At 47.1% G+C, this 25,861-nt stretch carries 20 protein-coding genes and 1 pseudogene; 3 read left to right on the forward strand and 18 right to left on the reverse strand.

Annotated elements, in window-relative coordinates; translation table 11 throughout:
• Positions 1-115 precede the first annotated feature (115 nt).
• Positions 116-784, reverse strand: coding sequence for a transcriptional repressor LexA (gene lexA / locus DW743_RS09555; RefSeq protein ID WP_055217843.1), 669 nt, complete (start codon positions 782-784; stop codon positions 116-118).
• A gap of 253 nt (positions 785-1,037) precedes the next feature.
• Here lexA and DW743_RS09560 point away from each other — a divergent pair, with 253 nt between their 5' ends.
• Positions 1,038-1,412: a LysM peptidoglycan-binding domain-containing protein gene (locus DW743_RS09560; RefSeq protein WP_022462870.1), complete on the forward strand. Its 375-nt coding sequence runs from the start codon at positions 1,038-1,040 to the stop codon at positions 1,410-1,412.
• 193 nt (positions 1,413-1,605) lie between these two features.
• On the opposite strand, the gene DW743_RS09565 is transcribed toward DW743_RS09560, so the two are convergent.
• From DW743_RS09565 to DW743_RS09585, 4 genes are all read right to left on the reverse strand, one after another.
• Positions 1,606-1,980, reverse strand: a complete 375-nt coding sequence (locus DW743_RS09565) for an ArsR/SmtB family transcription factor (RefSeq protein ID WP_117761503.1) — start codon at positions 1,978-1,980, stop codon at positions 1,606-1,608.
• Between the two features lie 17 nt (positions 1,981-1,997).
• Positions 1,998-3,866, reverse strand: coding sequence for a heavy metal translocating P-type ATPase (locus DW743_RS09570; protein WP_117761502.1), 1,869 nt, complete (start codon positions 3,864-3,866; stop codon positions 1,998-2,000).
• Positions 3,867-4,052: 186 nt separating this feature from the next.
• Positions 4,053-4,271 (reverse strand): cation transporter, encoded by a 219-nt coding sequence (locus DW743_RS09580; protein ID WP_055266075.1) that lies wholly within the window; start codon positions 4,269-4,271, stop codon positions 4,053-4,055.
• 195 nt (positions 4,272-4,466) lie between these two features.
• The gene (locus DW743_RS09585; RefSeq protein ID WP_117761501.1) at positions 4,467-6,200 is read right to left on the reverse strand and encodes a glycoside hydrolase family 5 protein; all 1,734 of its coding nucleotides are present in this window, start codon (positions 6,198-6,200) and stop codon (positions 4,467-4,469) included.
• Between the two features lie 607 nt (positions 6,201-6,807).
• Between DW743_RS09585 and DW743_RS09590 the strand changes: the two genes are divergently transcribed.
• On the forward strand, positions 6,808-8,505 hold the full coding sequence (locus DW743_RS09590; protein ID WP_022462875.1) for a carbon starvation CstA family protein: 1,698 nt from the start codon (positions 6,808-6,810) through the stop codon (positions 8,503-8,505).
• 168 nt (positions 8,506-8,673) lie between these two features.
• On the opposite strand, the pseudogene DW743_RS09595 reads toward DW743_RS09590, so the two are convergent.
• The 5 genes and pseudogenes from DW743_RS09595 to DW743_RS09610 form a co-directional block, all read right to left on the reverse strand.
• Positions 8,674-8,817, reverse strand: a pseudogene (locus DW743_RS09595) (aldo/keto reductase); the annotation flags it as partial.
• Positions 8,818-8,982 carry a hypothetical protein gene (locus tag DW743_RS17960; protein WP_022462877.1) on the reverse strand — a complete coding sequence of 55 codons (165 nt, stop codon included), beginning with the start codon at positions 8,980-8,982 and terminating at the stop codon, positions 8,818-8,820.
• Between the two features lie 46 nt (positions 8,983-9,028).
• Complete coding sequence (locus tag DW743_RS09600; protein ID WP_022462878.1) at positions 9,029-9,523, reverse strand: HD domain-containing protein; 495 nt, start codon at positions 9,521-9,523, stop codon at positions 9,029-9,031.
• A 153-nt stretch (positions 9,524-9,676) separates the two neighbouring features.
• Entirely contained in the window at positions 9,677-10,552 is an 876-nt protein-coding gene (locus DW743_RS09605; protein ID WP_055217859.1) for a phosphoribosylaminoimidazolesuccinocarboxamide synthase, read from the reverse strand.
• Between the two features lie 290 nt (positions 10,553-10,842).
• The gene (locus DW743_RS09610; protein ID WP_158568560.1) at positions 10,843-13,950 is read right to left on the reverse strand and encodes a glycoside hydrolase family 2 TIM barrel-domain containing protein; all 3,108 of its coding nucleotides are present in this window, start codon (positions 13,948-13,950) and stop codon (positions 10,843-10,845) included.
• 226 nt (positions 13,951-14,176) lie between these two features.
• Here DW743_RS09610 and DW743_RS09615 point away from each other — a divergent pair, with 226 nt between their 5' ends.
• Positions 14,177-15,046, forward strand: a complete 870-nt coding sequence (locus DW743_RS09615) for a helix-turn-helix domain-containing protein (protein WP_158568559.1) — start codon at positions 14,177-14,179, stop codon at positions 15,044-15,046.
• Here the strand turns inward: DW743_RS09615 and DW743_RS09620 are convergent.
• From DW743_RS09620 to DW743_RS09655, 8 genes are all read right to left on the reverse strand, one after another.
• On the reverse strand, positions 15,032-15,568 hold the full coding sequence (locus DW743_RS09620; protein WP_117761498.1) for a nitroreductase family protein: 537 nt from the start codon (positions 15,566-15,568) through the stop codon (positions 15,032-15,034). The two genes, DW743_RS09615 and DW743_RS09620, sit on opposite strands and share 15 nt — an antisense overlap.
• Positions 15,569-15,588: 20 nt before the next feature.
• A complete protein-coding gene (locus tag DW743_RS09625; RefSeq protein ID WP_158568558.1) occupies positions 15,589-16,125 on the reverse strand; it encodes a DUF3877 family protein in 537 nt (178 codons plus the stop codon).
• 217 nt (positions 16,126-16,342) lie between these two features.
• A complete protein-coding gene (locus tag DW743_RS09630) occupies positions 16,343-21,178 on the reverse strand; it encodes a penicillin-binding Tp47 domain C-containing protein (protein WP_118760259.1) in 4,836 nt (1,611 codons plus the stop codon).
• Positions 21,179-21,485: 307 nt separating this feature from the next.
• Positions 21,486-22,010: a Gx transporter family protein gene (locus DW743_RS09635; RefSeq protein ID WP_117508942.1), complete on the reverse strand. Its 525-nt coding sequence runs from the start codon at positions 22,008-22,010 to the stop codon at positions 21,486-21,488.
• A gap of 30 nt (positions 22,011-22,040) precedes the next feature.
• The gene (locus DW743_RS09640) at positions 22,041-22,424 is read right to left on the reverse strand and encodes a NusG domain II-containing protein (protein WP_055266101.1); all 384 of its coding nucleotides are present in this window, start codon (positions 22,422-22,424) and stop codon (positions 22,041-22,043) included.
• A 20-nt stretch (positions 22,425-22,444) separates the two neighbouring features.
• Positions 22,445-23,317 carry a 4Fe-4S binding protein gene (locus DW743_RS09645; protein WP_117761496.1) on the reverse strand — a complete coding sequence of 291 codons (873 nt, stop codon included), beginning with the start codon at positions 23,315-23,317 and terminating at the stop codon, positions 22,445-22,447.
• Position 23,318: 1 nt separating this feature from the next.
• A complete protein-coding gene (locus DW743_RS09650; RefSeq protein WP_055228158.1) occupies positions 23,319-23,807 on the reverse strand; it encodes an FMN-binding protein in 489 nt (162 codons plus the stop codon).
• Between the two features lie 12 nt (positions 23,808-23,819).
• Positions 23,820-25,859: an FMN-binding protein gene (locus DW743_RS09655; protein ID WP_117761495.1), complete on the reverse strand. Its 2,040-nt coding sequence runs from the start codon at positions 25,857-25,859 to the stop codon at positions 23,820-23,822.
• Positions 25,860-25,861 lie beyond the last annotated feature (2 nt).

Raw genomic sequence — 25,861 nt, forward strand, 5'->3', positions numbered from 1 at the left:
ATAGTTGAAGAGTTACTTTCAGAAATCACCGGTTTTTCCTCTGAAACCGCCGAATTTTACAGGCCGATTTCTTGTTCGTTTTTTCACAACATTTTTTATTTTCTTCTTTTATTTTTCAGGATAAAAATCTTAATACTCCGATTACCTTTCCTACGATCTGCAGATCATTCACAAGGATCGGATCCATCTCATCGTTTTCCGGCTGCAGGCGGAAATAACCGTCTTCCTTGTAGAATGTTTTTACTGTAGCGGAATCATTGACCAGAGCGACAATTTTTTCTCCATTTTCCGCAGTTGCCTGTTGTTCCACAAGAACAAGGTCACCGTCTAAAATACCTGCATTTACCATGCTTTCGCCCTGTACCTTTAAAAGGAACGTTTCTGCGTTTGGCAGACGGTCTACCGGCATTGGGAAATATCCTTCAATATTCTCTACCGCAAGAATCGGTTCTCCGGCAGCTACTTTGCCGATCAGCGGAATCTGTGCAACCTCACTCTGGGATGCGGTGTCTTCCGATGCAATTCCCTGGATTGCACCAAGGCGGCCGGTATGGAATCCTTCATCGCAGATTTCAATGGCTCTCGGTTTTGTTGCATCTCGTTTGATATAGCCTTTCCGCTCCAGTGTTTCCAGATGTGCATGTACCGAGGATGTAGAACGAAGGGAAACCGCTTCGCAGATCTCACGCACAGACGGCGGGAATCCTCTCTGCAAAATTTCCTGTTTTAAATATTCGAGAATCTGTCTCTGTTTCTCTGTCAGTTTATTTTTGTCTCCAGCCATCGTATGTTCCTCCTGTCGTTTCGTTTTTTATATGAATTAGGGTAGTCCCCTCTTTCTATACGATATTTGCTTAAAATATACCAAATAAATTTTACCATAAATCCCACCGGAACGCAAACAAAAGTTTCGAAAATTTGTTCGTATTTCGTATTGACAAACATACGTTCTTTTATTATAATGAACATATATTCGAAAGAACAAATGTTCACATAGCACAACTACTCTTCTATCACAAATCAAGGGGGAATTTTACATGAGTACCAATGCAAAGAAAAGAAAATCACTGAGAGAAAGACGAAAAATCCAGAGAAGAAAACTGCAGATCCGCGCAGCCGCCGCTCTCCTGTCTCTGGTTGCCGTCACATTTCTTTTAATCTTCCACTTCACGCCGCAGAATACGCAGGCAGACAGTGAGCCGAAAGCTCCAACCTACAAATACTACACCAGTATCCGCGTTTCTTCCGGCGATACACTGTGGGACATCGCCAAAGAATACCGTACAGAAGAATACTCCGATATTTCCAGTTACATTGCTGAGGTCCGTGAGATTAATCACCTGAGTTCCAACCAGATCACGGACGGTATGTATCTCTGCATTCCGTATTACTCCGAGGAGTATAAATCATGAAATTCAAGAAATGCTTTACATAATTCTGTTATGTAAACAAAGTAAAAAAACAGCTTCCAAAATGCACGGAACCTTCTAAAACAGCATGTTCGGGAAGCATGGTTTACCAAATAAAGAATGAATGTGAAAAGCAGAAACGTCCCGCAGATGAAATTTCTCATCTGCGGGACGTTTCTGCTATCTTATGCTTTTTTTAATCCTCTTCAATATGCTCCTGTCCCTGTGCGATGATTGTCCGTACATGACCATCTGCAAGAGAGTAGAACACCGATTTTCCTTCTCGTCTGCTCTTTACCAGCTTATTCTGCTTCAGAATGCGAAGCTGGTGGGAAATTGCGGACTGTGTCATGTGCAGTGCTTCTGCCAGGTCGCAGACGCATACCTCTGCCTCAAACAGGACAAACAGGATCTGGATCCGCGTGGAATCACCAAATACCTTGAAAAGCTCTGCCAGATCGTAAAGCTCTGTTTCATCCGGCATGGTCTCATTGACAATCTTTACCAGATTTTCATGAACCTCACAGGAGTCACAGCACAGATCAGCTTCTTCCAGATTGATTTTTGCCATTTTGTGTCCTCGTCTTTCTATAAATTTTTCACAAACAGAGCACGAATTGCATTCAGAACCGCCAGAATCATAACTCCGACATCTGCGAAAATTGCCATCCACATGTTAGCGATACCGATGGCTCCCAGAAGCAGGAACAATACTTTGATACCAATTGCAAAATAAATATTCTCATAAACAATGTGAATACATTTTCTGGAAATGTGAATTGCTTTGGAAATCTTGAGCGGATCGTCGTCCATCAGAACGATATCAGCTGCTTCAATTGCTGCGTCGGAACCAAGTGCTCCCATCGCAATACCGATATCGGCACGGGACAGTACCGGTGCATCGTTGATGCCGTCACCTACGAAGGCAAGTTTTTCTTTTTCTGTCTTTGCGGCAAGCAGCTCTTCCACTTTACTTACTTTGTCACCAGGAAGCAGTTCGCTGTAAACTTCATCAATTCCAAGATCTGCAGCTACCTGATCGGCTATCCGCTTGGAGTCTCCGGTCAGCATAATCGTCTTTTTAATACCGGATTTCCGCAGCGCCTGAATCGCCTCTTTCGCATGCGGTTTGATCATATCACAGATCAGGATATGTCCGGCATACTTGCCGTCTACAGCAACATGGACGATGGTGCCGACGCTGTGGCAGTCGATATAATCAACGCCAAGGCGCTCCATCAGTTTTGCATTTCCGGCAGCGACATTTTTACCGTCTACCTTTGCTGTTACACCGTTTCCGCTGATCTCTTCGATGTCCGTGACACGGCTTCGGTCGATCAGTTTTCCATATGCTCTCTGCAGACTCTTGCTGATCGGATGGCTCGAAGCACACTCAGCAAGTGCTGCGTATTCCAGAACATCTTCCTGACTGATCGTATTGTGGTGAATACCGGCTACTTCAAAGACACCCTGTGTCATGGTACCGGTTTTATCGAATACAACGTATTTGGTCTGGGAAAGTGTTTCCAGATAGTTGGAACCTTTCACCAGGACACCTTCATGGCTTGCGCCGCCGATACCGGCGAAGAAGCTGAGCGGAATACTGATGACCAGTGCACAAGGGCAGCTGATAACCAGGAAGGTCAGCGCACGGTAAATCCATACGTTCCACTCAGGAGCGGCACTTAAAAACAGCATCCGTACCAGCGGCGGCAGAATTGCCAGCGCCAGCGCACCGTAGCAGACGGCCGGTGTATAGTATTTCGCAAATTTGGAAATAAAGTTCTCGGATCTTGATTTCTTGGAGCTGGAGTTTTCCACAAGGTCCAGAATTTTGGATACGGTGGACTCTCCAAACTCTTTCGTTGTTTTTACTTTAATCAGACCGGACATATTGATACATCCGCTGATGACTTCGTCTCCCTCCCGGGCGTCACGCGGAACACTCTCTCCGGTCAAGGCACTGGTATTCAGTGTGGTGTTTCCTTCTTCGATCACACCATCGATCGGAATCTTTTCACCAGGCTGTACAACGATGATTGTGCCAACCTCAACTTCATCCGGATCAACCTGCTCGAGTTTTCCGTCTACCTCGATATTTGCATAATCCGGGCGGATATCCATCAGTTCGCTGATGTTCCGGCGGCTCTTTCCGACAGCATAGCTCTGGAACAGTTCGCCGATCTGGTAAAACAGCATAACGGCTACGCCCTCCGGATACTCGCCAAGCAGAATGGCACCGACCGTTGCAACAGCCATCAGAAAGTTTTCATCAAATACCTGTTTGTTCAGGATTCCCTTACAGGCCTTTTTCAGGATATCGTATCCGATGACCAGATAAGGAACCATAAAGGTTGCAAATCGCACATAGCCGGTTGTCGGCAGTACCGTGCAGAGAATCAGAAGAACCGATGCAACGATGACGCGGATGAGAACCTTTTTCTGTTTCTTATTCATACATATGCCTCCTTTGTTCTTACCGCCGGATGAAAAAATCCAGCATTTCATCCCAGAGATTTACAGATCCAAATCCGCTGCTCCAGAGAGAAAATACTGGATTTTTCTCGAGCTGAACCGCAGACAGGTTTTAGAATCTATTCTGCTCCAGCTTTTTCTTCCATCCGCCGATGAAAGTTTTTTATTTTAGAGGAAGATCTCGCAGTCATCCTCAACTTTTTTGCAGTTTTTCAGAACATCCTGCATAACGCTCTTTGGATCCTGTCCGTCTTCGAACTCAACGATCATTTTGAGCATCATAAAGTTTACGGTAGCATCCTTTACACCTGCTGTATTTTTTGCAGCCTCTTCCATTTTGTTTGCACAGTTTGCGCAGTCAACATCGATCTTATACGTTTTCTTCATCGCTTTTGATCTCCTTTTTCATTTTCACTGTTCATATGAACATTTATTCATATATTTGTTTTTATTATAGCACCAGTGATGCAATTGTCAATGGAAAACTGAAAAAAATCAAAAAAATCTGCCCGTCGGATTTTTTTGATTCCTGCGGGCAGATAGATCTGTTATTTATTCCTCATAAAGAAACGTTATGTTCTGCTATTTTTCACTTTTCCGAATCACAATCTGTCCGAACCGTGCACATCCGTCCAGAACCTCTATTTTCAGAATGCCTTCTCCTGTAACGGTACCGAGTGTGAACCGTTCGAGTGTGTTCGGTGCTGTTTCATATGCAAAATATGGATGAACATCCGAAGTTACTTTCTCACCGGCAGGAGGCATTACCCCTTCAAAAAGAGTCTCTCCCTGAATAGCTGCCTGTACCTTCACCTCTTTGTCTGCACAGTAAGTTACAGAAACGGTATAGGTTTCTTTTTCACGGATTGTATAGGAAGCATACTCTCCTGCTCCCAGCTGAAGCTGTACATGATCTCTCGGATGTTTGATCGGACCCGGTGCGGCAAACCCGGCCGGTTCAGGATGATATCCTTTTTCATAAACCAATTCAAACCGGTCATACAGACGATATCCTGCAGCATTCGGAAGATCACTAAGACCACGGTGTGAATCCATCGGCAGCGCGTTGTAGCCGATCGCCGGGATCTCAAAATCGCCCTCTCGAAGCAGATAAGGATGATACTGCGTATTTTCTTTGCATTTATCGACCGCCAGGCATTCCAGGTAGCTGTCCCAGATGGCCTGCGCATGCTCGTAGGACGGTTTTGCAGCTCCATTAATTGCATAATCGGTAATCAGATGCCATTCATCCGGAACATTAAAGTTCAGAATCGAAGCACATCCTGCTCCCTCTACCGTTTTCCAGCACCACAGATTATAACCGGCGTGGTACTCGGCAAGAATCTCATACATCGTTGTCTGCCATGCGTGCTCATTTCTTCCTCCTGTCTCGCCCATCCACAGGCAGATCTTCTGTTCCCGGCAGGTACGGAGAACGCTGGCAAGAGAAGCTACCTCCGGAACAACCATCTCATACGCATGAAGACTGATGCCCCAGTTGTGGTATTCCGGGTCAAACTCATGATTAAAGAAATATGTAAGAGAGGAAAACTGTGTACCATTCAGCAAAAATAAGTGTTTCTGGTCGATCTTTCTGCAGCGGCGGATCATTTCCTCGTAAAAATAGACCAGCTTCGGTGTCAGCTCCTCGCGGCGCGGCGTCATGGAGATCGGCTCGTTGATACAGTCATATGCGCCGATGATCCAGCGGTCTTTGTATCTTCTCATAAACTCTTCCATCAGAAGAAACATCCGCTCCATCGATTCTTCATCGTCATACAGATGCTGTCCATTGTCCACGCCGTCATCACACGGAATTCCGGACTGGCCTGCCGTTGCCGCATGGAAATCTACGACAGCATAAACCTGATACGTCTCACACCAGTCGAGAACATCATTCAGCATGGCAAAGGAATCTTCATTATACGTAATCCCCGGCTCCTCATACAGAAAGCTTCCTGCGCGGATCGGCAGACGCACGGAATTGTAACCGCGTCTGGAGAGAAGTGCAATATCCTCCTCCGTCAGATACAGCCGTCTCCAGCGTTTCCAGAACTCCTCCGCATATTTCGTTCCGCAGGTCTCCCGTAGAATCTGGTCCATACTTCTTCCACGGTCCATGCGTCCCATCGGCGCATATTTTCCAGGCTCGAACAGTCCAAAGCCGCTCTGGGTGCCGAGCATAAATCCTTCCAGATTATCCCAGTTTCCCATGCCCCAGCCGCGGAGAATCACCTCTTCTCCGAAATCATTCACAATAATACCGTCCTGATTGTGCAAAAATCCCCTTACACGTTCTTTGTCATAATACCCCATACAAAAATACCACCTTTCCGCAGAAGCCTTCTGGTTCTGCGCTTTTTCTTCTATTATAAAAATTCTGGTTTTCTGTGTCAAGAAATAGATTTTTACTATTTTCAGGGAAAAAACATGATATTTTTTTTAAAATTGCTTGACAAACCGAAAAATGAGACTATAATGCAAAGTGTTCAAAAGAAAAAAGGGATCAGAAAAAAGCAATGAGCAGGACAACATTTTTCGGGTGAGCCTTTGCAGAGAACCATCGGCTGGTGCGAGATGGCAGGTATCCCAAAGAACAATCCCCTGTGAGCTGTACAGACGAAACCAGAAATGGAAAGTAGTCCGGACCGGCCTCTCACCGTTAGCAGAGAAGAGATTCACCGGAAAGTGTATCAAATGGTTTCGGGGATCTTGTCTGAGTGATCGACCAAAAGAAACAGCCGATAATTAGAAGTGGTAACGCGGAGCGTTTTTTGAAAGCTTCGTCTTCTTGCATAAGTCAGGGAGACGAAGCTTTTTTTGTTTCCAAGCATACCAACACAATTGCCTTTTCCCTTTTCTTTTTCCATTTGAAATCCATGTAAACTGGAAATATCATTTTTGAACGAGGAGGAATTTTATTATGAACACGTTGGTTATTGTACTGATCGCCGCCGTATGTCTGATAGCAGGTTATACCTTCTACGGAAGCTGGCTGGCAAAGAAATGGGGCATCGATCCCAAAGCAAAAACACCTGCCGTTGCAAAAAATGACGGTCAGGATTACGTCCCTACCGATGGATGGACCGTATTCGCCCATCAGTTTTCTTCAATCGCAGGTGCAGGCCCTGTCACCGGTGCCATTCAGGCCGCTGTCTTTGGATGGGTTCCCGTCCTTTTATGGATCCTGATCGGCGGTATCTTCTTTGGTGCTGTTACCGATTTCGGTGCGCTGTATGCGAGTGTCAAAAACGAAGGAAAATCCATGGGACTTCTCATTGAGAAATACATCGGCAAAACAGGAAAAAAACTGTTTCTTCTCTTCTGCTGGCTCTTTACACTGATCGTTATCGCCGCCTTTGCAGATATGGTTGCCGGAACATTTAATGCTTACGAAACGGTTGACGGCGTCACAAAGCTTTCTGCCCAGGCAACTGTAAACGGCGCTGCCGGAAGCATCTCCCTGCTGTTTATCGCTTTTGCTGTTGTCTTCGGACTGCTCCAGAAAAAACTGCAGTGGAAAGGCTGGAAAGAAATGGTACTCGGCCTTGCATGCACCGTTGCAGCTTTTGCAATCGGCATGAATGTACCGCTTGTAACAAGTAAAGCAACCTGGACTTATCTGGTATTTGCCTACATCTTTCTTGCCGCTGTCCTTCCGATGTGGCTTCTGATGCAGCCGCGTGACTTTATGACAACCTTTATGTTTGCCGGCATGATCCTTGGCGCTGTTGTCGGACTTGTTGTTGCACACCCGAAAATGAATCTTCCAATGTACACCGGTTTCCACAATGCGGCATCCGGAGATCTGTTCCCGATCCTGTTTGTCACCGTTGCCTGTGGTGCTGTTTCCGGATTCCACAGCCTGGTATCGTCTGGAACCTCTTCGAAAACCATTGCGAATGAAAAAGATATGCAGAAAGTCGGATACGGAGCTATGGTTCTGGAGAGCCTGCTTGCCGTCCTCGCCCTCTGCGTTGCCGGTGCTGCTGCTTCTGCAGACGGTACGGCTGCTGTCGGAACGCCATTTGCGATCTTTTCTTCCGGTGTTGCCGGATTTCTGGAAATGTTCGGCATCCCGGTATACGGAGCACAGTGCTTCATGACGATGTGTGTATCGGCGCTGGCACTTACCAGTCTTGACTCCGTTGCACGAATCGGCCGTATGTCCTTCCAGGAACTGTTCACTGTCGATGATATGGAACATGCTGCCGGATGGAGAAAGCTGCTCTGCAATAAATATTTCTCTACCATTGTTACTCTGCTCTGCGGCTACATCCTGACCCAGATCGGATATGCCAATATCTGGCCGCTGTTCGGAAGTGCAAACCAGATGCTGAGTGCACTCGTTCTGATCACGCTCTGTGTCTTCCTGAAAGTCACCGGCCGTGAAAACAGAACCCTGTTCCCGCCGCTTATCATCATGCTCTGTGTCACCTTTACCGCACTGGTAGAGCGTGTCATTGCACTTGTAAAAGCGTATGGAGCAGGAACCGCTGTCTTCCTCGTTGAGGGACTGCAGCTCATCATCGCCATTCTGCTGATGGTTCTTGGTGTCATCATTGTCATCAGCTGTGGAAAAGAACTGTTCCGGAAGAAAGCGGGACAGGAAACGAAATAATATAGATGTTTCTTCAAAGAGCTTCCTAACGTAAAACGCCGTCAGACTACAACAAGTCTGACGGCGTTTTACATGCCATAGTTTTTTACGAAACAATTGCCGCCTTGGTCGCACCGATAATCGGGGAGCTGACTCCCTTCGCCCATTGCCATGCCAGTGCGGTCATACATTCAGGGCTTCCATTGTTTCCTCAATCGGAGTTTCGTAGTCAAAACGGTGAATGATATACAGATCCAGATACTCTGTTCCCAGCCGTTTCAGTGTACCGCCAATCTCTCTGTGAATGGCTTCTGCCGACAGATTGCCAAAATTTTACTCCGTATAATACTGTGCCTGCGCATTCCAAAGCTCATAGTATTTGCCGTTTGTATCCACAAATCCCCTGTTCCATAAGGTAGCATCCAGATACTTCGGGATCTCCCGGTTGACCGCCATAAAGGTTAAATGACCCCGGCTGTCCTGCTGTAAAAGTGACATCCTCCACCACCTGTAGAGGTGGGGGAGGATGTCACACTTCATGACCTTATTCCTTCTCCAGAAACATACTCTTCAACAGATGCGTTCCCGCTTCCGTCCGAAATACTTTTCTGCAGAAATTTTCAATCGCCTGTTTTGAATATTCGCTCTCGCCGGCATTGACCAGAAAATCGGCTTCCAGCAGGATCTGGTAATCCATTCCCTCTACATTTGTATAGGTATGATGATGCGTAACCAGCCATGTGATGCGTTCGACATCCAGTTCTCCTGCCGGTACATCTTTGAAAAATTCTGCAACGAGCGGCGCACTTTCCTCTTCCTGATGCTTTCCGCTGGTATTTCCGTATTTTTCCCGACACAGCGGGCAGGCAATATCATGGACAACAGCTGCCATCTCCAGCGTTTCCTGTGTTTTTGGATCCAGTCCTTCCGCCTCGCCGATGTTCTTTGCAAAGGCCCATACCTTCAGAAAATGATAAATATCATGAATATTTCCCTTATAAAAATCTGTCATTTTTTCAATTGCAGCAGCAATTTTCATATCGTGTTTCCTCCTTCGCATCCTGTCTTTCTTCCCATTATATCACATGTTTCACGCATTTGAGTATCAGATTATCATCTGATCTTATCACAAAATATGCAAAAACAGGAGGCAGAACCTGCCTCCTGTAGCTTTTTAGCACTATGATGTTCTTTATGCCAGCGGTTTTCCTGTCAGCATCTCATATGCCTGAAGATATTTCTCGATCGTCTTGTCTACGATTTCCTGCGGCAGAGTCCAGTCGTGGTTTCCATCGTTGGCTTTGAGCCAGTCGCGCGCGAACTGTTTGTCAAAAGATGGCTGACCATGGCCTGGTTCATAACCATCTGCAGGCCAGAAGCGGGAGCTGTCCGGAGTCAGCATCTCGTCGCCGATTACGATATTTCCGTTTTCATCGAGACCAAACTCAAATTTTGTGTCTGCAATGATAATGCCTTTGCTTAAAGCATAATCGGCACATTTTTTATACAGAGCGATGGTGTAGTCGCGAAGCTTCTCTGCATACTCGGCTCCTTTTCCCGGGAAGTATTTTTCCAGATGGGCGATGCTCTGCTCATAAGAGATATTTTCGTCATGATCTCCGATTTCAGCCTTTGTGGACGGAGTGTAGATTGGCTCAGGAAGCTTGTCAGATTCTTTTAATCCTTCCGGAAGCTCGATGCCACATACTTTTCCTGTTTTCTGATAGCTTGCCCAGCCGCTTCCGGTAATGTAGCCGCGGACAATGCACTCGATAGGAAGCATTTCCAGCTTACGGCACATCATGCTGTTTCCGTCAAATTTCTCCTGCTGGAAAAATTCCGGCATGTCTTTTACGTCTACAGAGATCATATGATTCGGAAGGATGTCTTCTGTCAGATCGAACCAGAATTTGGACATCTGGGTCAGAACGGTACCTTTTTTTGTTACCACATTGTTCAGAATGACATCAAAACAGCTAATACGGTCGGTTGCTACCATGATCAGGCTGTCGCCGTTATCATAAATCTCGCGTACCTTACCCTCTTTGATTGGCTTTAATTCTTTCATCATGAATACCTCTTCTTTTCGTATAGGATAGTGAACGGAATTACACCCGATCCGGTGAAATTCCTTTGACACCTTTACCCTACACCACTCCTTATAAATTGTCAAGTATTTATTATTAACACTACTAAATAAAACAGGCAAAATGATTGCTGCTCCGGTGCGCAAAAAAGTGCTTCAGGCGTGTGCAGTTCTCCTTTTGCGAAGCAAAACTTTTCATGATGGCTGCGAATGAGCAAATAAAATCGGCCGTCTGCCTTCCGAAAAATAAACAGTTGGCCGATTTCTTTCTTTTATGCGAAATGGAAACGGAACGTATAGCTATATCTTCCCTTGCATACGCGATATTCCGGATGGATGTTTTTCGTCCAGCCAGTATCTCCGCCAAGGCCTGCGTGTGCTGCATCCAGGATCAGCCAGGTTCCTGTCGTCTGCTCCGGAAGTTCTTCCTTATATGCGGCTTTTCGATATTCTGCCATAGAATATGGAAGCGCACTGAAATGGAAATCATCACTGCCTACAATCTGAACGGTATGTGTTCCATCTGAAAGAACGGCAAATCGCGTATCCTCATGGCCACCGCATTCGCAAGGTACTACAAACGGAACGTGCTGTTCTGCTACAGAAGATGTATAAAGTCCAATCAGTGCTGCGTCTTTTCGGTCTGCATACGTCTCCCAGGGACCTTTTCCATACCAGCTGAGCGTATCAAACGCTGCAGGAAGGCAGAACGACTGTCCGACTCTTGCGATGGTCTCAAGGCCGCTGTTGTTTGTTACTTCGTTTTTCAGCTCCATTCCCTCACTGCCGATGCGATACAGAGTATGAGCGGTAAAGAGTACTGCGTTGTCCGGCTCCGCGGTATAGGAAGCCTGCACTTCAAGAAGCACCTGATTTCCGGCACTGACAGCCGATACTGACTGTACTTCCTTTTTCAGACGATCCAGACCTTCCGCGCGCCAGATATCATCGTAATCACTTTCATGGGTTCCCTCATCAATACCGGTTGGGGCACGATAAAATTCATCTTTTCCGCCGTTCATAAAAGAAACGCTCTTTGCCTGATATCTGGTAAATTCACCTGTCTTTTTATCAAAGATAATTTCGGTCTCTTCGCCGGTGATGCGAACCTGATTTTCATCCTCCGCTACGGTCAGTGGTTTCTCCACAATCGTTTTCTCGTCTGCCAGATAAACACCTGTAGTAACCGGAATCTGACGGCGGTATAGTTCTGTTCCCGCCGGGGCATAGAAGGTATCTTGGGCAAGCTCAACGTAATAATTTACATACGCCTCGCCATGCAGTTGTTCCGGAAGCTCCGGAAGCGGAAGCGTCTCTGTTGTTCCGGCTGCCGTGTAAAATGCCGGATAGCTGCCTTTTGCAAGCGTTTCGCCGTTCTGCACAATTTCATAGCGCACCTGCAGATGAGAAAGATCGAGGGTATGGTAGCGGTTTGCCAGCACCCATATAGTTTCGCCGGTATATGGATTTTTCACCTGCTCAATCGTAACCGGGGACTGGCCGTTTCTCACCTCATAGGCGCCCGGTTTATAGGAAAGATCGGCAAAGACAACACCATTCAGACACATATCCGGAACCGGATCGGTCACATCCTCTCCGAACGCTCCGCCGTAGCCGTATTTGATATTTCCGTCCTCCTCGTGGATCGCAATCGCCTTGTCCGCGAAATCCCAGATAAAGCCGCCCTGGAAACGCGGGTATTTATTGACATAGTCCCAGAACTCCTTGAAGTTTCCGTTGCTGTTGCTCTTTGCATACGCATATTCGCACATGATGAACGGGCGGAGATCAGAATCGTCTGCCATCACATCCGTAAGCCAGCTCATCGTCGGATACATCGGGCAGATGACGTCGGAAATATTACTCTTTGGGTTGCCGGACTCATACTGAACGTATCTTGTCTTGTCGTATTCGCGGATCCAGCCGTGCATCGCAGCATGATTCGCCCCGGCACCGGATTCATTTCCAAGGGACCACAAGACGATGGAAGGATGGTTTTTATCACGCAGTACCATACGGGTTGCACGCTCCAGATAAGCGGCTGTCCACTCAGCGGATGCACTGAGCTGTCCGCCGTAACCGTGCGTCTCAAGATTTGTCTCATCGACAAGGTAAATGCCAAGCTCGTCACACAGATCATACCATTTCACGGAATTCGGATAATGGCTGGTACGAACAGCGTTGAAATTCAGGCGTTTCATCACAGCAATTTCTTTTCGCATCTGCTCCTCAGAAACGGTACGTCCCGTCTCGGCGCAAAAATCGTGGCGGTCAACACCTCGGATCACAAGGCGTTTGCCATTCAGGGTCAGAACACCGCGGCTGTTGATTTCCACCTGACGGAAGCCGACCTTGCAGCTCTCGATATCAACCGTCTCATTCTCTTTGTTCTGTAGCTCGACAACGAGGGTGTAAAGTGTCGGAGTCTCTGCAGTCCAGAGTGCCGGGTTCTCTACCGGAGCAGTAACGGTTGCGATGAATTTCGGCATCAGATAGAAGCCGCACTCAGCAAACGGTCTCGAATCCATCTCGGTTACTTTGTTCTGTTCTGCATCATACAGCGTCACTTTGGCATGATACTCGCCGTACAGCGGTTTGGAGTTGTCCGGCCAGATCGTGACAGAGAGGGTAGCTTTCGTGTAATCCGGGTGTGTGAACAGTGTCTCTGCCTTATAGTCCAGGATGTGCTGCACCGGTTTCGATACGAGGCGGACATCGCGGTAGATACCGGACAGATGCCAGTAATCCTGATCTTCCAGGTAAGTACCGTCACAGTAGCGCATTACCTGTACGGCGAGGGTGTTCGTTCCCTCCTGCACATATTCAGTGATGTCAAATTCCGCGTTCACTTTGCTGTCCTGGGAATACCCCACCTGTTTTCCGTTGACCCAGAGATAGAAGCAGGACTCCACACCGCCGAAATCGATGAGAAGCTGTCGGCCGATATAGTCTGTTGGAACCTCAAAGGTTCTGAAATAGCAGCCAGTCAGATTTTTCTCCGGTACGTACGGCGCATTCAGCTCGTAGGTGCCTTCGGTAATCTCGATCTCAAATGCTTCGCCGTTTGCCTCCCGTTTGAACGGATACAGCATATTGGTGTAAACCGGCTTTCCATATCCCTGCAATTCCCAGTTGGACGGCACCGGAATCGTATCCCATGCTGCGTGATCGAAATTCTCTTCATAAAATGCTTCCACCGCTTCCGGTGACGGATACATTTTGAATTTCCAGTCTCCGTTCAGATCCATTACAAAGCGGGACGCGTTCCGATTTCCGGCGAGCGCCTGCTCTACCGTCTCATACGCACCGTACGGCGTATGCATCGGATAACGATTTTTCTGCGTTATATACTGATTTTCCCAGTCTCTTGTCTGTCTCATGTTCTTGAAACCCTCCTTGTCTTTGCTTTCGCATTTTCCGACTGCCTCTCTTCTTTTTATCCAGATTGGTGTTCCTTTTTTGCTTTCCTGTGATATAATACATCTGTGGATTTTCAAAAGATTCATGCAGTTATCTTATGATTCAGTATAAAACACTGCACGCGGATGAGAAATAGTTGATCTGGTGTTTCTTTTATCCAAAATGGGAAAGCAAAGGAGAAGTCGTATGATACCGGAATATCTGCTTGCAAAAATAGAAAAGAGCGATGTTATCTATCGCTGTATTGGAAATGAAATGAAGAACGGGATTCTGGCGTGCGGTTTTATGCGGAAAGAGACAGCGGACCGCTCGCAGTATCATTTTTCGAACGAGTATTACAGCTGTTTCGTGCTGCTGCGCGGGAGCGGGGAATATATTGCCGAGGACGGCACCTCCTATCCGCTGCAGGCGGGAAGTCTGGTCCAGCGTCTGCCGGGTGTGCCGCATTCCACACGCGTAGACCCCGATGGGAAATGGCTGGAATTTTTTATCTCGATTGGGAAACCGTTTTTTGATTTTTTCTGCTCGCTTTCGGTTCTGAACCAGGAGCCGGTGTTAAAGGCAGAGCTGCTTCCCGGCGATCTCGAGCGGTATCAGAAGCTTCTGCAGTCGTTAAAGGCCACACCGGACAGTCTGCTGCCTTTGCGGATTCCGGAGATGGAAAAAGAGATTCTGCGAATGTACGGCTACCATGCGCACCGGGTGAATCTGCAGCGGGATCCGATCGAGGCCGCCTGCGATATGCTCTCGCAGAATCTTGATGAAGAAATTTCTCTCGAAGAGCTTGCCCGGTCACTCCAGATCGGTTATGAGACGTTTCGAAAAGTATTTAAAAAACAGACCGGCGTCTCTCCTGCACGGTACCGCACCAGGAAGAGAATGGAGCAGGCCCGTATTCTTCTCGAGGGCGGCGTACCGATGAAGGAAATTGCCGGTCTTGTCGGATATGGCGATGTCTATGCGTTCAGCAAGCAGTTTTCCCGGTTCTTTGGATTCCCACCTGGAAAGTACCGCGCACGTCTTCACACGGATGCGCCGGATTTAGAACAGTTTTAAGATATCGTCCACGGTTTTACGTTTCGGCTTGTCCGGGTTGATGGCACGGTAGCCGACAGCAATGACAGCACCAAGGAGCTCATTCTCCGGAATGGAGAGGGCTTCACGGATAGCTTTCTCATCACGGATTCCCATAATCAGAGTATCAAGGCCGAGTTCTCTTGCGCGCAGGATCAGGTTTTCGTCATGCAGGCCAAGATCGTAATAGCCCCAGCCGTTTCCGACTTCATTGTCCGGTGTTCCGTCCTGCGTGAAGCCGGAGCGGTCTTTTACGAATGCTGTTACGACAAGTGCGGCTCCCTTTGAACTCTTCTGATTGAATTCTGGAAGGCATTTTGCGGAAAATTCTTCGACTTTCTCCGGTGTTACAAGGGCATAGTACCGTGTTGTCTGTGAGTTTTTCCAGGATGGTGCCTGAATCGCTGCCTGTACGATCTCCTGGATCTGCTCTGCGGTTACGTGTTTCTCCGGAGCAAACGCGCGGATGCTTCTTCTTTCTTCCAGCAGTTTTGTAAATTCCATGGTGTATATCCTCCTTTTATTTATAAAGCCTCGTAATCTTCCCGTGAAAAACGGTGATACGTCAGGCCGAATTCATTTTCTTCGACACAGTAACAGTATTCATCTACAGACGGGTCTGAAAAAGAAAATACATGGCCCATCTCATGCTCCTCGGATGCGTTTTCTTCCACGGTAGTATGCATTTTCTCTGCATAGGAAGAAAAGCAGTTTCGAACCTGTTCCATTGTGTTTCCAGGCGTTGTGATCACCTGCAGAAGGTTCTGCAGGAGCTCCGGAACAGGAATTTTCCGCTCGATATAAGAACATCCCTCCTCCGGGATTTCCATGCAGTAGCGGTCCTTGACCGCTGAAATCGCAAGTGTTCCAAAACGCGGCTGTACTTCCTTACAGAACGCGGCAAGTGCCGCATCCAGGTCTTCTGTTTCGTCTAAAGAGAGGGAACGGCGCAGGGACTCCGCCGGGTAGTAGAGCTTCATCGTACCGCCCTCATAGCCGATCTTCACCTGCCATTCCCGAATCGTATCGGTAATATGTTTTTCCAACAGTTTTGCTGTCATGTTTTCTAAGTCACCTCCATTATGCTGCATGTGCAAAAAATACAGTATTATTATCGCATGAATTGGGAGTTGTGTGAACACTTAATTTTTTGTTTTTACAAAAAAAGAATCACTTTTTTTACTCCTCGAAACGGCAGAAACCTCCGCCAGAAAAGCTGGAACAGAGGTTTCTGTGATTTCTTATGTCAGAAGAATTTCTCAGTCATTTCGTTCTGAATTACTCTTCGTCGTCTTTTTTCTTTCTGCCGCGGAGTTTGAATCCAAGTCCGCCAGCGCCAAGAGATGCAACTGCCATGCTTACCCATCCCCAGATGTTGGTAGCATCACCGGTCTTTGCATTATCGCTCTTCTTGGAAGTAGAGGTATTGGATACTTTATTACTTGCAAGCGGAGTAGATGTTGCTTTCGGGGTGCTTGTCGGGGTCTTCGTCGGCTGCGTCGTAGGTATTGTGGTAGGAGCAGTCGTCGGGGTTGTGGTTGGTGCTGTTGTAGGTGTAACCGTCGGAGTCTCAGTTGGGGTTACGGTCGGGGTAACAGTCGGAGTCTCGGTCGGGGTTACGGTTGGGGTCTCTGTAGGAGTAGGAGTCGGCTCTTCTGCTGATTTCTTCCAGGTGAAGCTAAGATCCTGATATCCCAGTGAAGAAACTGTAATTTCAAAAGAATCGCCCTCTGCGAACGGTACTGCATCTGTCTTTAAGGAACCATCCTCATTGAACAGTACAACAGCTCCTCTTCCGCTTGCTGCATATGCTTTTCCATTTACAGTAACAGAGGTAATGTTCTTCAGATAATCTGCAAACTCTTCATCTGTTGCATCCCCGTTCTTAAGCAGACCCGGTGTTGTCGTATCTTCGTTAAATGCTGCCGGCATCTCTTCCGTGTAAAGGATAAAGTCTGCGGAAAGATCTGCATATTTACCATTCTTATCGCTGACAGTCAATGTATAAGAACCTTTCTCTGCATTCTTGAAGTACAGAGTATCACCGGACACGGTTCCCGCCAGACCTTCTATTGTATAGACAGCATCGTAATCATCCGGCAGGCCTTCCAGTTTAACAGAAGTATTTCCAGCTGTTACGGAAGCATTCTCTACAGAGAATTCGTTTGTAAACTTAACCGGTACATATACATCTGCATCAACTTCATAAATTCCCTTGCTGGTGTAGTATGTAATCTTGTTGATTGTCTGTCCCATCATACTCTTGTAATGTTCAGAAGAAGTCGGGCAATTATGAACGCTTGTGGTAAATCCAGTGCTCCATGCCAACTCAGACACTCTCCAGATATTCTCCAGATGACGCATTCCGTAATCGTTGCCCTCTTTTGTGCTGACAACAACACCGTATACGGTATCTTCGCCTGCTTTGATTGTATCAGTAATACCATCCAGATCAAGCTGATAATCACCATATCTAGTCTCAGTAGAAAGCTCTGCTGTTACATTTTCCAGCTTTGTTGCCTCAGCTCCCTGAACAGCACCAAAGGTTACATTTCCGTCTGCATCTACAGATGCCTCTTTGTAATAAGATGGAACTTCATTTAAGGTGTAATATGCATAGCTTGCATTTTCGTACAGTGCATCTTTTCCGGTATACGTTGTGGTGGATGTCTGTCCACGGTTGGTAACAGTGATTTCTACAGAATCCTCATCTGTCACTTTCGTGTATTTGCTCAGATCCATACCCTCTGTTACTTTTACTGGGAAGGTGATACCTGTAATATCGCTTCCGTCTGCATTCACATGGTAAGATCCGCCGGAAAGGGAGGCTGTTCTTGTTTTGTTCTTGGTTGCGGAAGTAAATGCATCTACTGGAATATCGTTATGAACCTCTGCCTGATAGAACTCAGCATACGGAATGTTCATTAATACATACTGGGACTGAAGTGCTTCGATTGCTGCATTCAGATGCTCTGTTGCTTCGTCTACGGTTCCCTGGCTCTGTTTTTTCTCCAATGCTTCTTTTGCTTCTGCCAGTTCTGTCTGCATATTATTCCAGGAAGTTTCCGTGTAAAGCTCTTTATTCAGTGTATCTGCCTTTGCAATTGCCTCTTCCAGTGCTGCTGTGCTCTCTACCGGATCAGCTCCTACAATATTCGCTTTAGTTGCTTCAAAAGTGTAGGAAGCATCTGCATAGCCAAGTGCATGAATCGTAATCTTCCAATAACCGGTTCCATCCGTTCCCTCCGGTAAAGTGCAGCGCAGGGAATCGGTAAGGCCAAGCTGAATTCCCATTACTTTATGCATCCAGTTATCTGCTGCGAATTTTGTTCCATACGTTGCTTTTGCATTCGTATAAGTGGAATCATCACCGTAATAAGTCCAGGTTACGGTCTGCAGATTAGCAGCCAGATCGCCGTAATTTCCCGTTAAATCTACGCGAAGGAATTCTCCATAAGAACCTTTGGCTTCTTTCACGGTCAGTCCTACGGTCTCAGCATCCGGAGCTGTCTTCAGCGCCTGATCTTTGATTCCGGATTCACTTCCTGTTGTTCTTGCAGAGAAGGAGAAGCTTCCATCTGCATTTTTCACTGCTATCTTCAGACCGTTTGTGTTTTCTGTTACATCTGCAACCAGGCCTGTATAGCTCTGCAGTTTATTTTCAGAAAATCCACCGGAAAGTGTTCCGCCGTTTTCTACCACAACATACTTTTTGCAGAAATCTTCGTAATCATCTTCCGAAACTTTTACAGGCACATATTTCAGACCTTTTACTTCATAATGATCAATCTGGCTCTTATCGTAAGTTACGGTCTCGCCGTTGGTCAGAACTGCCGTGGTTGCTGCGGTATAATATGCCACATCATAGGTTGTGCCATCTTTCATGTAGATAGTCGCTGCGCACTGGAAGCTTCCTCTGTGCAGTCCATGGTTTGTGGTCGCACGGGTTACAACATCAAAAGCGCCTTTATCACTTTCTTCGCGACTGTCAGTTTCATCCGAACCAGCGTCGCTTCCTGCCGCCTGAACTCCTTCTGCTGCCCAATACTCAGCCCAGGTAAGACCTGCATATACATATTTATATGTTGTTTCTTTCTTCTCATAAGTAAAGGAAAGCGTCTTGTAACCTGTTGCAGTTACTTCGATTTCAAATTTATTTCCTTCTGCAAAAGCGGCAGCTGTCAGATCAAGCGTACCGTCTTCTTTGATCAGAATTGTTTTCCGTTTTCCAGTTGCTGCATATTCTTTTCCATTTACTTTTACCGAAGTGATGTTCTTGATATAATCAGCAAAGTCATCTTCTGATGCATTCTCTGCTTTTACAAGCGCCGGAGCACTTCCTTTTTCGTTGTAAGCAGCCGGCATTGCATCTGTATACAGAGTAAAGCTCTGTGTCAGATCTGCATAAACACCTTTTTTATCATGAATCGTCAGAGTATACCTTCCTTTTTTCGCATTTGCGGAATAAGAAATGGTATTTCCGTCTACTGCAAATCCATCCAGACCATCTACGGAATATTCTGCATCATAATCAGCCGGAAGTCCAGTTACGGTCATCGTTGTCTTTCCAGCGGAAAGAGAAGCGTCTTCTACGGATACACTTGCCTCAAATTTTGTCGGAACAAAAATATCATTCACCGGAATCGTGTAGATTCCTTTGCTGGTATAATACGTAACCTTATTGATATGCTGTCCCATCATGCTCTTGTAATGTGCAGAAGAAGTCGGGCAGCCATGTACCTGCGTTGTAAATCCAGTTGACCATGCCAGCTCTGTTCCGCGCCAGATATTTTCCACATGACGCATACCATAGTCATTGCCTTCTTTCGTGCTGACAATAACACCATAGATCTGATCGGTTCCAACATCAATCGTGTTCTCCAGTCCGTCGAGATCCAGCTGATAATCTCCATATTTTGATTCAGTCATAAATTCCGGAGATACATTGGTCAGTTCAATTGCAGTTCCAACTGTTTTTCCAAAAGAAAGAGAGCCATCTGCATTTACCGTTGCTTCTTTGTAGTAAGAAGGTGCTTCGCTTAATACATAATATGCATAGTCTGAGTTTTCAAATAAGGCGTCTTTTCCGGTGTATGTCTGTGTAGATGTCTGACCACGGTTTGTTACTGTAATACTTACAGAATCAGAATCTGTAACTTTCTTAAATTTAGAAAGATCCACTCCTGTTACTTTTACCGGGAAGGTGATACCGTTAATCGCACTTCCATCTGCATTGGAATGATAAGAGCCGCCGGCAAGGCTTGATGTTCTTGTTTTGTTCAGTGTTGCAGAGGAAAATACATCTACCGGAACAGAGTTATTTACATCTGCAGCGTAAAATTTATCATACGGAATGTTCATCAGGACATAGGATACCTGCTCGGAAGGTGTTTCTGTCGGAGTAGCTGTTGGTGTTGCGGTAGGTGTAGCTGTCGGAGTTACAGTCGGAGTCGGAGCTTTTACAAGAGCTTTTACTGCAGTATTCAGTGTGTTTGCTGCAGTATCAACAGCCGCCTGAGACTCTTTTGCAGAAAGAGCAGCTTTTGCTGCGGTAAGTGCTGTCTGAACAGCTTTCCAGGAATCTGCAGTGTAATCAGCTTCTTTTAATGCTTCGGCAGATGCGATTGCTTTTTCAAGAGCTGCAGTGTCTACTGCTGCTGGAGTTGGGGTTGCTTTTTGGGTTGCTGCAAGAGCCGCAGTTTTTACTGCATTAGACGTTCTGGTTGCACCCGATACGATATCCCATCCTTCAATATTTTCGATAGTTGCTGCCTGTCCAAGCAATTTGGTTTTAAAGCCTTTGCTGTTTGTAGCTGCTTTTTTAAAATATGTAGCATTTTCTGTATTGTATCCAGAACCAGGTGTTACTGCAATATCAGAAAACTTACCGTCTGCAACTGTGATTTTGACATTAACGTCATATTCATCCCATGCATTCTCATCCTCATCGTCTTCTGCAGTTCTGGTAACATGAGCCGTAGACTCATAAGTGCCATCTGCCAGCACGCCACTTGTAGCATCCGCCAGTGCGGTTCCCGGGAGCAGGCTCATGGTCATGGAAGCTGCCATTACGGCTGCTAATGATTTTTTCTGAAGTTCTTTTCTTTTGATCATAACTTCCTCCTTTTTCCTTTTCCACAGTTTTGCAGGAAAAACAGGGGCAAAACTGTCCTTCATTATTATATTAGTTTTCACTAATCAATAATTGTTTTAACTAACCGTAGATTATTCTACTAATTTTTGATCGTTTTGTCTAACTCTTAACTGATTATTTTTTCTCAAAAGAGGCACAGATTCTGCTTATTGAGTATTTTTACTATTTAATGATCCGATACTGTGAAGTTTGTGGGATGATTTTCGTTCCCACACAGAAAAAATTCCGTAGATATGGAGTTTTCACCGCGAAGAACTTATGGAGTTTTCACCGCGAAGAACTCTTTCGTCCCTCGCGTTTTACCGCAGAAAGAATGCGGTCCGAAAGGATTCCGATCAGCATTCCGGTGATGACTCCGGCCACGAGAAGCGCCGGCAGATAATAGAACAGTTTGCGGTTCTGCACCACGAGAGCCGCCACGCAGATCTGCGCGACATTGTGCGTCACGCCTCCTGCAATACTTACGCCGGTGATACTAAAGCCCTTGATGTGTTTCAGCAGAAGCATCACAAGAAAGCTCAAAAGCCCGCCGGCAAGGCTGTAAAGGATGGACATTCCATTTCCGAACAGATACCCCATCAGAAGAATGCGGGCGACGGAAATCATCAGGACTTCCCCTGCCGGAAGGAAAAAGAGGCCGACGACTACAACCAGATTGGCAATGCCGAGTTTGATTCCAGGAACACCGAGGTTGATCGGGATCAGTACCTCCACATAACTGAAGATCATGGCAAGTGCCATCAGCATGGCGCATAAGGCAATTTTTCTGCTTGCAGTGCGGCTGTCTCTCATAAATTCCAATTCCTTTCTTCTAAGCTGGTATTATTTTACAATCACATCCGGCGCATCGTCGGCGTCGTCCGTTGTGGATCCGTCACTTTCTACCTCCGCAACCAGCTTATGCGGCAGGCACACGATCGTCTCATTTACCCGGGAAATCGTACCCTGTCTTTTGCAGTAGCCGTCCGGGCAGTCAGCTTCTTCCATATGGACACTTCCGTTTTCGATCACCAGGACATTCGTTCCGTGACCCGTCTGAATTTTCACGGTCTGATTTTCTGCGAGTGAATACGTTCCGTAGACTTCGCCGTCCACCGTGACTTTCATGGTATTTCCATTTTCCGTTTTCGGCAGCCGAAGCGCCAGGGCAAGGATTCCAGCCAGGAGCAGAACGGCGCCTGCCAGAATCAGATCTTTTTTCTTCATATAGTTTTCCTTATTCTGAATCAGATGCCAGCCCATAACAGCAGTGTCAGCAGGAATACAGCACGGAACAGCGTAAAGAGGATTTCATTTCCGTGAAATTCCTTTACCCCGCAGCGGATATTACCTTTCGGACACGTATCAATACATTTCTGGCACTGGAAACAGTCGCCGGAGATCTCCACGTATCCATCGGATGGCAGTTCCACCGCTGACGGGCACTGTCTCGTGCAGGCGCTGCAGCCGCGGATGCAGTTTTCGCGTTTCCGGTGCAGAGTAAAGAACGGCAGGATCGGAAGCAGAGAAAAGACAGCTCCCATTGGGCACAGGAAACGGCAGAAAAAGCGCTCCTCAAAGAACATGCCGACCAGGATCAGCACCAGAAGAACAATGCCTGGAATATAAGAGGAAAGTCGGAAATTTCCCGCATGCAGCATGGAAAAGACATCCCACGGGCTTGTTCCTCTTGCTTTCTGATAAACTCCTGCAAAGCAGCAAAGAGCAATCAGAAGCAGAATGCCGTATTTGACCAGCGCCAGTTTTTTTGCCAGTTCCGGTTTGATGCATCTGGGCTTCTTTTTACGTTTCTTACAGATTATACCATAAATTGCGTGCATTGCATCCCCCAGACTTCCAAAAGCGCATGCAAAACCGCAGAAAAATCTGCCGAAAACAATCGTAAATGCACAGACAAGGAGCAGAGCCGACACAAACGCGGTCATCTCAATTTTTTCACCCTGTCCAAGCTGCGTAAAAATGTATTTCACTCCGTTAAATGCAGCGGTAAATACTGACGGAAGAAACAGGAAATATAAAAGCTGGATTCCGGCACGCAGGCAGGAAACGATCTGTTTTCTCTTCTTTGCCGGTAATGTGGATAGATCTAAATTTTTCATGTTATTTCTCCGCCTTTTCTATTGCTTCCTGCGCCGCATTTCTGATACCGGTGGAGCTGAATGTTGCTCCGCTGATCGTATCAACATCGGCGGACTGTGCCTCAATAATCTTTGGAATGATCGCCTCCGCGTTTGACAGATACGCACTGTCCTCGCCGTCGGCGGATGTGATGGCAAGATCGGTAATCTGGCCGCCCTCTACGGTTACTTCAACTGCAATGGTGCCGCCGAAGCCGTCAGCTTCACCGTCATACGTACCGTCCACGTACTGCCCTTCTGCTTCTGCTGCTTCACTTGCGGCCGTATCCGCCGTGTTGGATGCAGCTGCTGCGGCCTGCAGATTTTCCTTCTGAAGCTGGGTCGTCTCAAGCTCTGCCGAGAGCCGCGCGATCTGATCCTCTTTGTCTCTTTTATCGAGTACGGTATTGTAGCCGATCAGAACAGCAGCAATGACAGCGACATTCAAAAAACGAACAATCAATTGTCTCATCTGTTTTCCCCTTTATTGCGTTACTTTCGCAGCATCCAGCGCATTCCGGCATGCCTCAAGAATGGCTTTTGAGGAGCAGGTTGCACGGGAAACGGTGTCGATGTTTTCAAGCGTTCCGGTTTCCAGAATCTGAGCGGAAACGCCTTTGATTTTGGAGGTTCCTTCGGATGCGCGGCGGATGTAGGAGGCATTCTGACTGTCTCCGTCACCGGTGATGTTGCTTAACGCTACGATTTTATCGTTTTCAATTGTTACCGTCACAGAAAGCTGATAAGCGGTAAAATCTTCATCTTCATCCGGCTCGCAGACGGCAATCGCTGTGTATTCGCCGTCCTGATAGATCTTTTGTTCCGGAGTTTCCGTCGGGGTTGGTGTTGGCGTCTCAGTTGGCTCCGGGATTTCGGTCGGGGTTGGTGTTTCCGTCGGTGTCGGGGTTGGATTTTTCTTTTCCTCAGTTACGCGTTCTGCCTCTTTTAAAGCTTCCTCGATTGCCGCAAGAATTCCCCTGGAGCTGTAGGTTGCGCCGGAAACGGTGTCAACTTCCAGTGTCTGGTTTTTCACAACGTCCTTTGCTGTCTGTTTTGCGCGTTTTAAGAATGCTTCGTCATCTTCACTCTCGGTCACGAGAATTGCCTTGATCGTCTCATCCTGAATGACAACTGCCGTTGTAATGTCTCCCAGATAGCCCTCGCCGGTTCCGTAGTAAATGCCTTCCTCGTATGGGAATTTTCCTTCCGGAATCGTTGTGGTTCCGCCGCTGCTCGTTCCGTTATCCGGAACGGTCTCGCCGTTTGTTGCCTTCTTCGCATTTTCCAGCGCCTGTTTTACTGCGTTCTGGATGCCGCGGGAGCTGTACGTTGCGCCGGATACGAGATCCACATCGGTTTTCTGTCCGTCTACGATGCGGTCCGCTACGACTTTGGCACGGTTGAAGAATGTCTCGTCATCTTCGTTTTCCAGAATCAGTACCGCTTTGATCGTCTGATCCTGCAGGGCTACCGCCACTTTGATGTCTCCCTGGAAACCGGCGGCCGTGCCGTAATAAATTCCGTCCTGATAAGGGAAACTTCCCTTGGATGCAGACGAATTGTTATTGTTCTGATTATTATTCTGGCTGTTGTTTCCGTTGTTTGTATTGCTCTGGCTTCCTCCGTTTGTACTGGAAGACCCGTTCACTGCCGCCTGACTTAAGGCACTCCGCACAGCTTCAATAATACCGCGGGAGCTGTATGTCGCGCCGGAGACCGTATCCACATTCGTACTCTGTGTTGAGATAATCGTCGAAATCAGAGAGGAAGCACTGGAAAGGTAGCTTGGCGTATCGCTGTTTTCCACAATATCAATCGAAGCAATTTTTCCGCCGCTGACAACAACGCAGACTTTCATTGTGCCGCCAAATCCTGTTCCGGTTCCGTAATACGTTCCATCCCGGTAGGCAGCCGGTTCTTCGATTTTAGATACTGTAACGGTTCCGCCGGCAGAGGCTCCGCCGCCTGCCGCTCCTGATGCGGATGCCGGTTCTGAAGTGTCCTCCTGACCGGTCAGTGCATTTTTCACGGCTGCAAGGATACCTTTTGAACTGAAAGTTGCACCGGAAACCGTGTCCACATCCACACTCTGGGATGCGATGATACGGTCGATAACTCCCTTCGCACGGTTCAGGAAAGCTGCGTCCTCGCCGGGAGCGCTTACAATCGAGATCGACTGAATCGTTTTGTCTTTCAATACGACAGAGACTGTAATCGTACCGCCAAAACCTGTTCCGCTTCCTTCGTACGTTCCGTCCGCCAGCTCAAAGCTGCCGGAACCGACGGCTGCGACAAGTTCTGCTTCGGTATCGGTTGTCTTTTTGGTATCGTCCTTCTTTTTTGTATCATCTTTCTTTTCCGCTGCATCGGTATCCTGTTCCGGCTCCGGTGTCACCAGTGCCTCCGGCTGCTCTACGGCGTAAACCGGTGCAGTGTAGCCGTTCAGCGAAATACCGGCACAGGCTGCTACGATAACTGCCGCGAGAGCCGGTGCAAATGCTGTCAGTTTTTTCCATTTTCCCATGG

Source organism: Blautia sp. AM28-27, assembly GCF_003480905.1.
Lineage (GTDB): Bacteria > Bacillota > Clostridia > Lachnospirales > Lachnospiraceae > Fusicatenibacter > Fusicatenibacter saccharivorans.

Excerpts from the sequence above, each read along its gene's own strand:
- lexA (WP_055217843.1), bottom strand. The coding sequence starts at position 784 with ATGGCTGGAGACAAAAATAAACTGACAGAGAAACAGAGACAGATTCTC.
- DW743_RS09560 (WP_022462870.1), top strand. The coding sequence starts at position 1,038 with ATGAGTACCAATGCAAAGAAAAGAAAATCACTGAGAGAAAGACGAAAA.
- DW743_RS09565 (WP_117761503.1), bottom strand. The coding sequence starts at position 1,980 with ATGGCAAAAATCAATCTGGAAGAAGCTGATCTGTGCTGTGACTCCTGT.
- DW743_RS09570 (WP_117761502.1), bottom strand. The coding sequence starts at position 3,866 with ATGAATAAGAAACAGAAAAAGGTTCTCATCCGCGTCATCGTTGCATCG.
- DW743_RS09580 (WP_055266075.1), bottom strand. The coding sequence starts at position 4,271 with ATGAAGAAAACGTATAAGATCGATGTTGACTGCGCAAACTGTGCAAAC.
- DW743_RS09585 (WP_117761501.1), bottom strand. The coding sequence starts at position 6,200 with ATGGGGTATTATGACAAAGAACGTGTAAGGGGATTTTTGCACAATCAG.
- DW743_RS09590 (WP_022462875.1), top strand. The coding sequence starts at position 6,808 with ATGAACACGTTGGTTATTGTACTGATCGCCGCCGTATGTCTGATAGCA.
- DW743_RS17960 (WP_022462877.1), bottom strand. The coding sequence starts at position 8,982 with ATGTCACTTTTACAGCAGGACAGCCGGGGTCATTTAACCTTTATGGCG.
- DW743_RS09600 (WP_022462878.1), bottom strand. The coding sequence starts at position 9,523 with ATGAAAATTGCTGCTGCAATTGAAAAAATGACAGATTTTTATAAGGGA.
- DW743_RS09605 (WP_055217859.1), bottom strand. The coding sequence starts at position 10,552 with ATGAAAGAATTAAAGCCAATCAAAGAGGGTAAGGTACGCGAGATTTAT.
- DW743_RS09610 (WP_158568560.1), bottom strand. The coding sequence starts at position 13,950 with ATGAGACAGACAAGAGACTGGGAAAATCAGTATATAACGCAGAAAAAT.
- DW743_RS09615 (WP_158568559.1), top strand. The coding sequence starts at position 14,177 with ATGATACCGGAATATCTGCTTGCAAAAATAGAAAAGAGCGATGTTATC.
- DW743_RS09620 (WP_117761498.1), bottom strand. The coding sequence starts at position 15,568 with ATGGAATTTACAAAACTGCTGGAAGAAAGAAGAAGCATCCGCGCGTTT.
- DW743_RS09625 (WP_158568558.1), bottom strand. The coding sequence starts at position 16,125 with ATGACAGCAAAACTGTTGGAAAAACATATTACCGATACGATTCGGGAA.
- DW743_RS09630 (WP_118760259.1), bottom strand. The coding sequence starts at position 21,178 with ATGATCAAAAGAAAAGAACTTCAGAAAAAATCATTAGCAGCCGTAATG.
- DW743_RS09635 (WP_117508942.1), bottom strand. The coding sequence starts at position 22,010 with ATGAGAGACAGCCGCACTGCAAGCAGAAAAATTGCCTTATGCGCCATG.
- DW743_RS09640 (WP_055266101.1), bottom strand. The coding sequence starts at position 22,424 with ATGAAGAAAAAAGATCTGATTCTGGCAGGCGCCGTTCTGCTCCTGGCT.
- DW743_RS09645 (WP_117761496.1), bottom strand. The coding sequence starts at position 23,317 with ATGAAAAATTTAGATCTATCCACATTACCGGCAAAGAAGAGAAAACAG.
- DW743_RS09650 (WP_055228158.1), bottom strand. The coding sequence starts at position 23,807 with ATGAGACAATTGATTGTTCGTTTTTTGAATGTCGCTGTCATTGCTGCT.
- DW743_RS09655 (WP_117761495.1), bottom strand. The coding sequence starts at position 25,859 with ATGGGAAAATGGAAAAAACTGACAGCATTTGCACCGGCTCTCGCGGCA.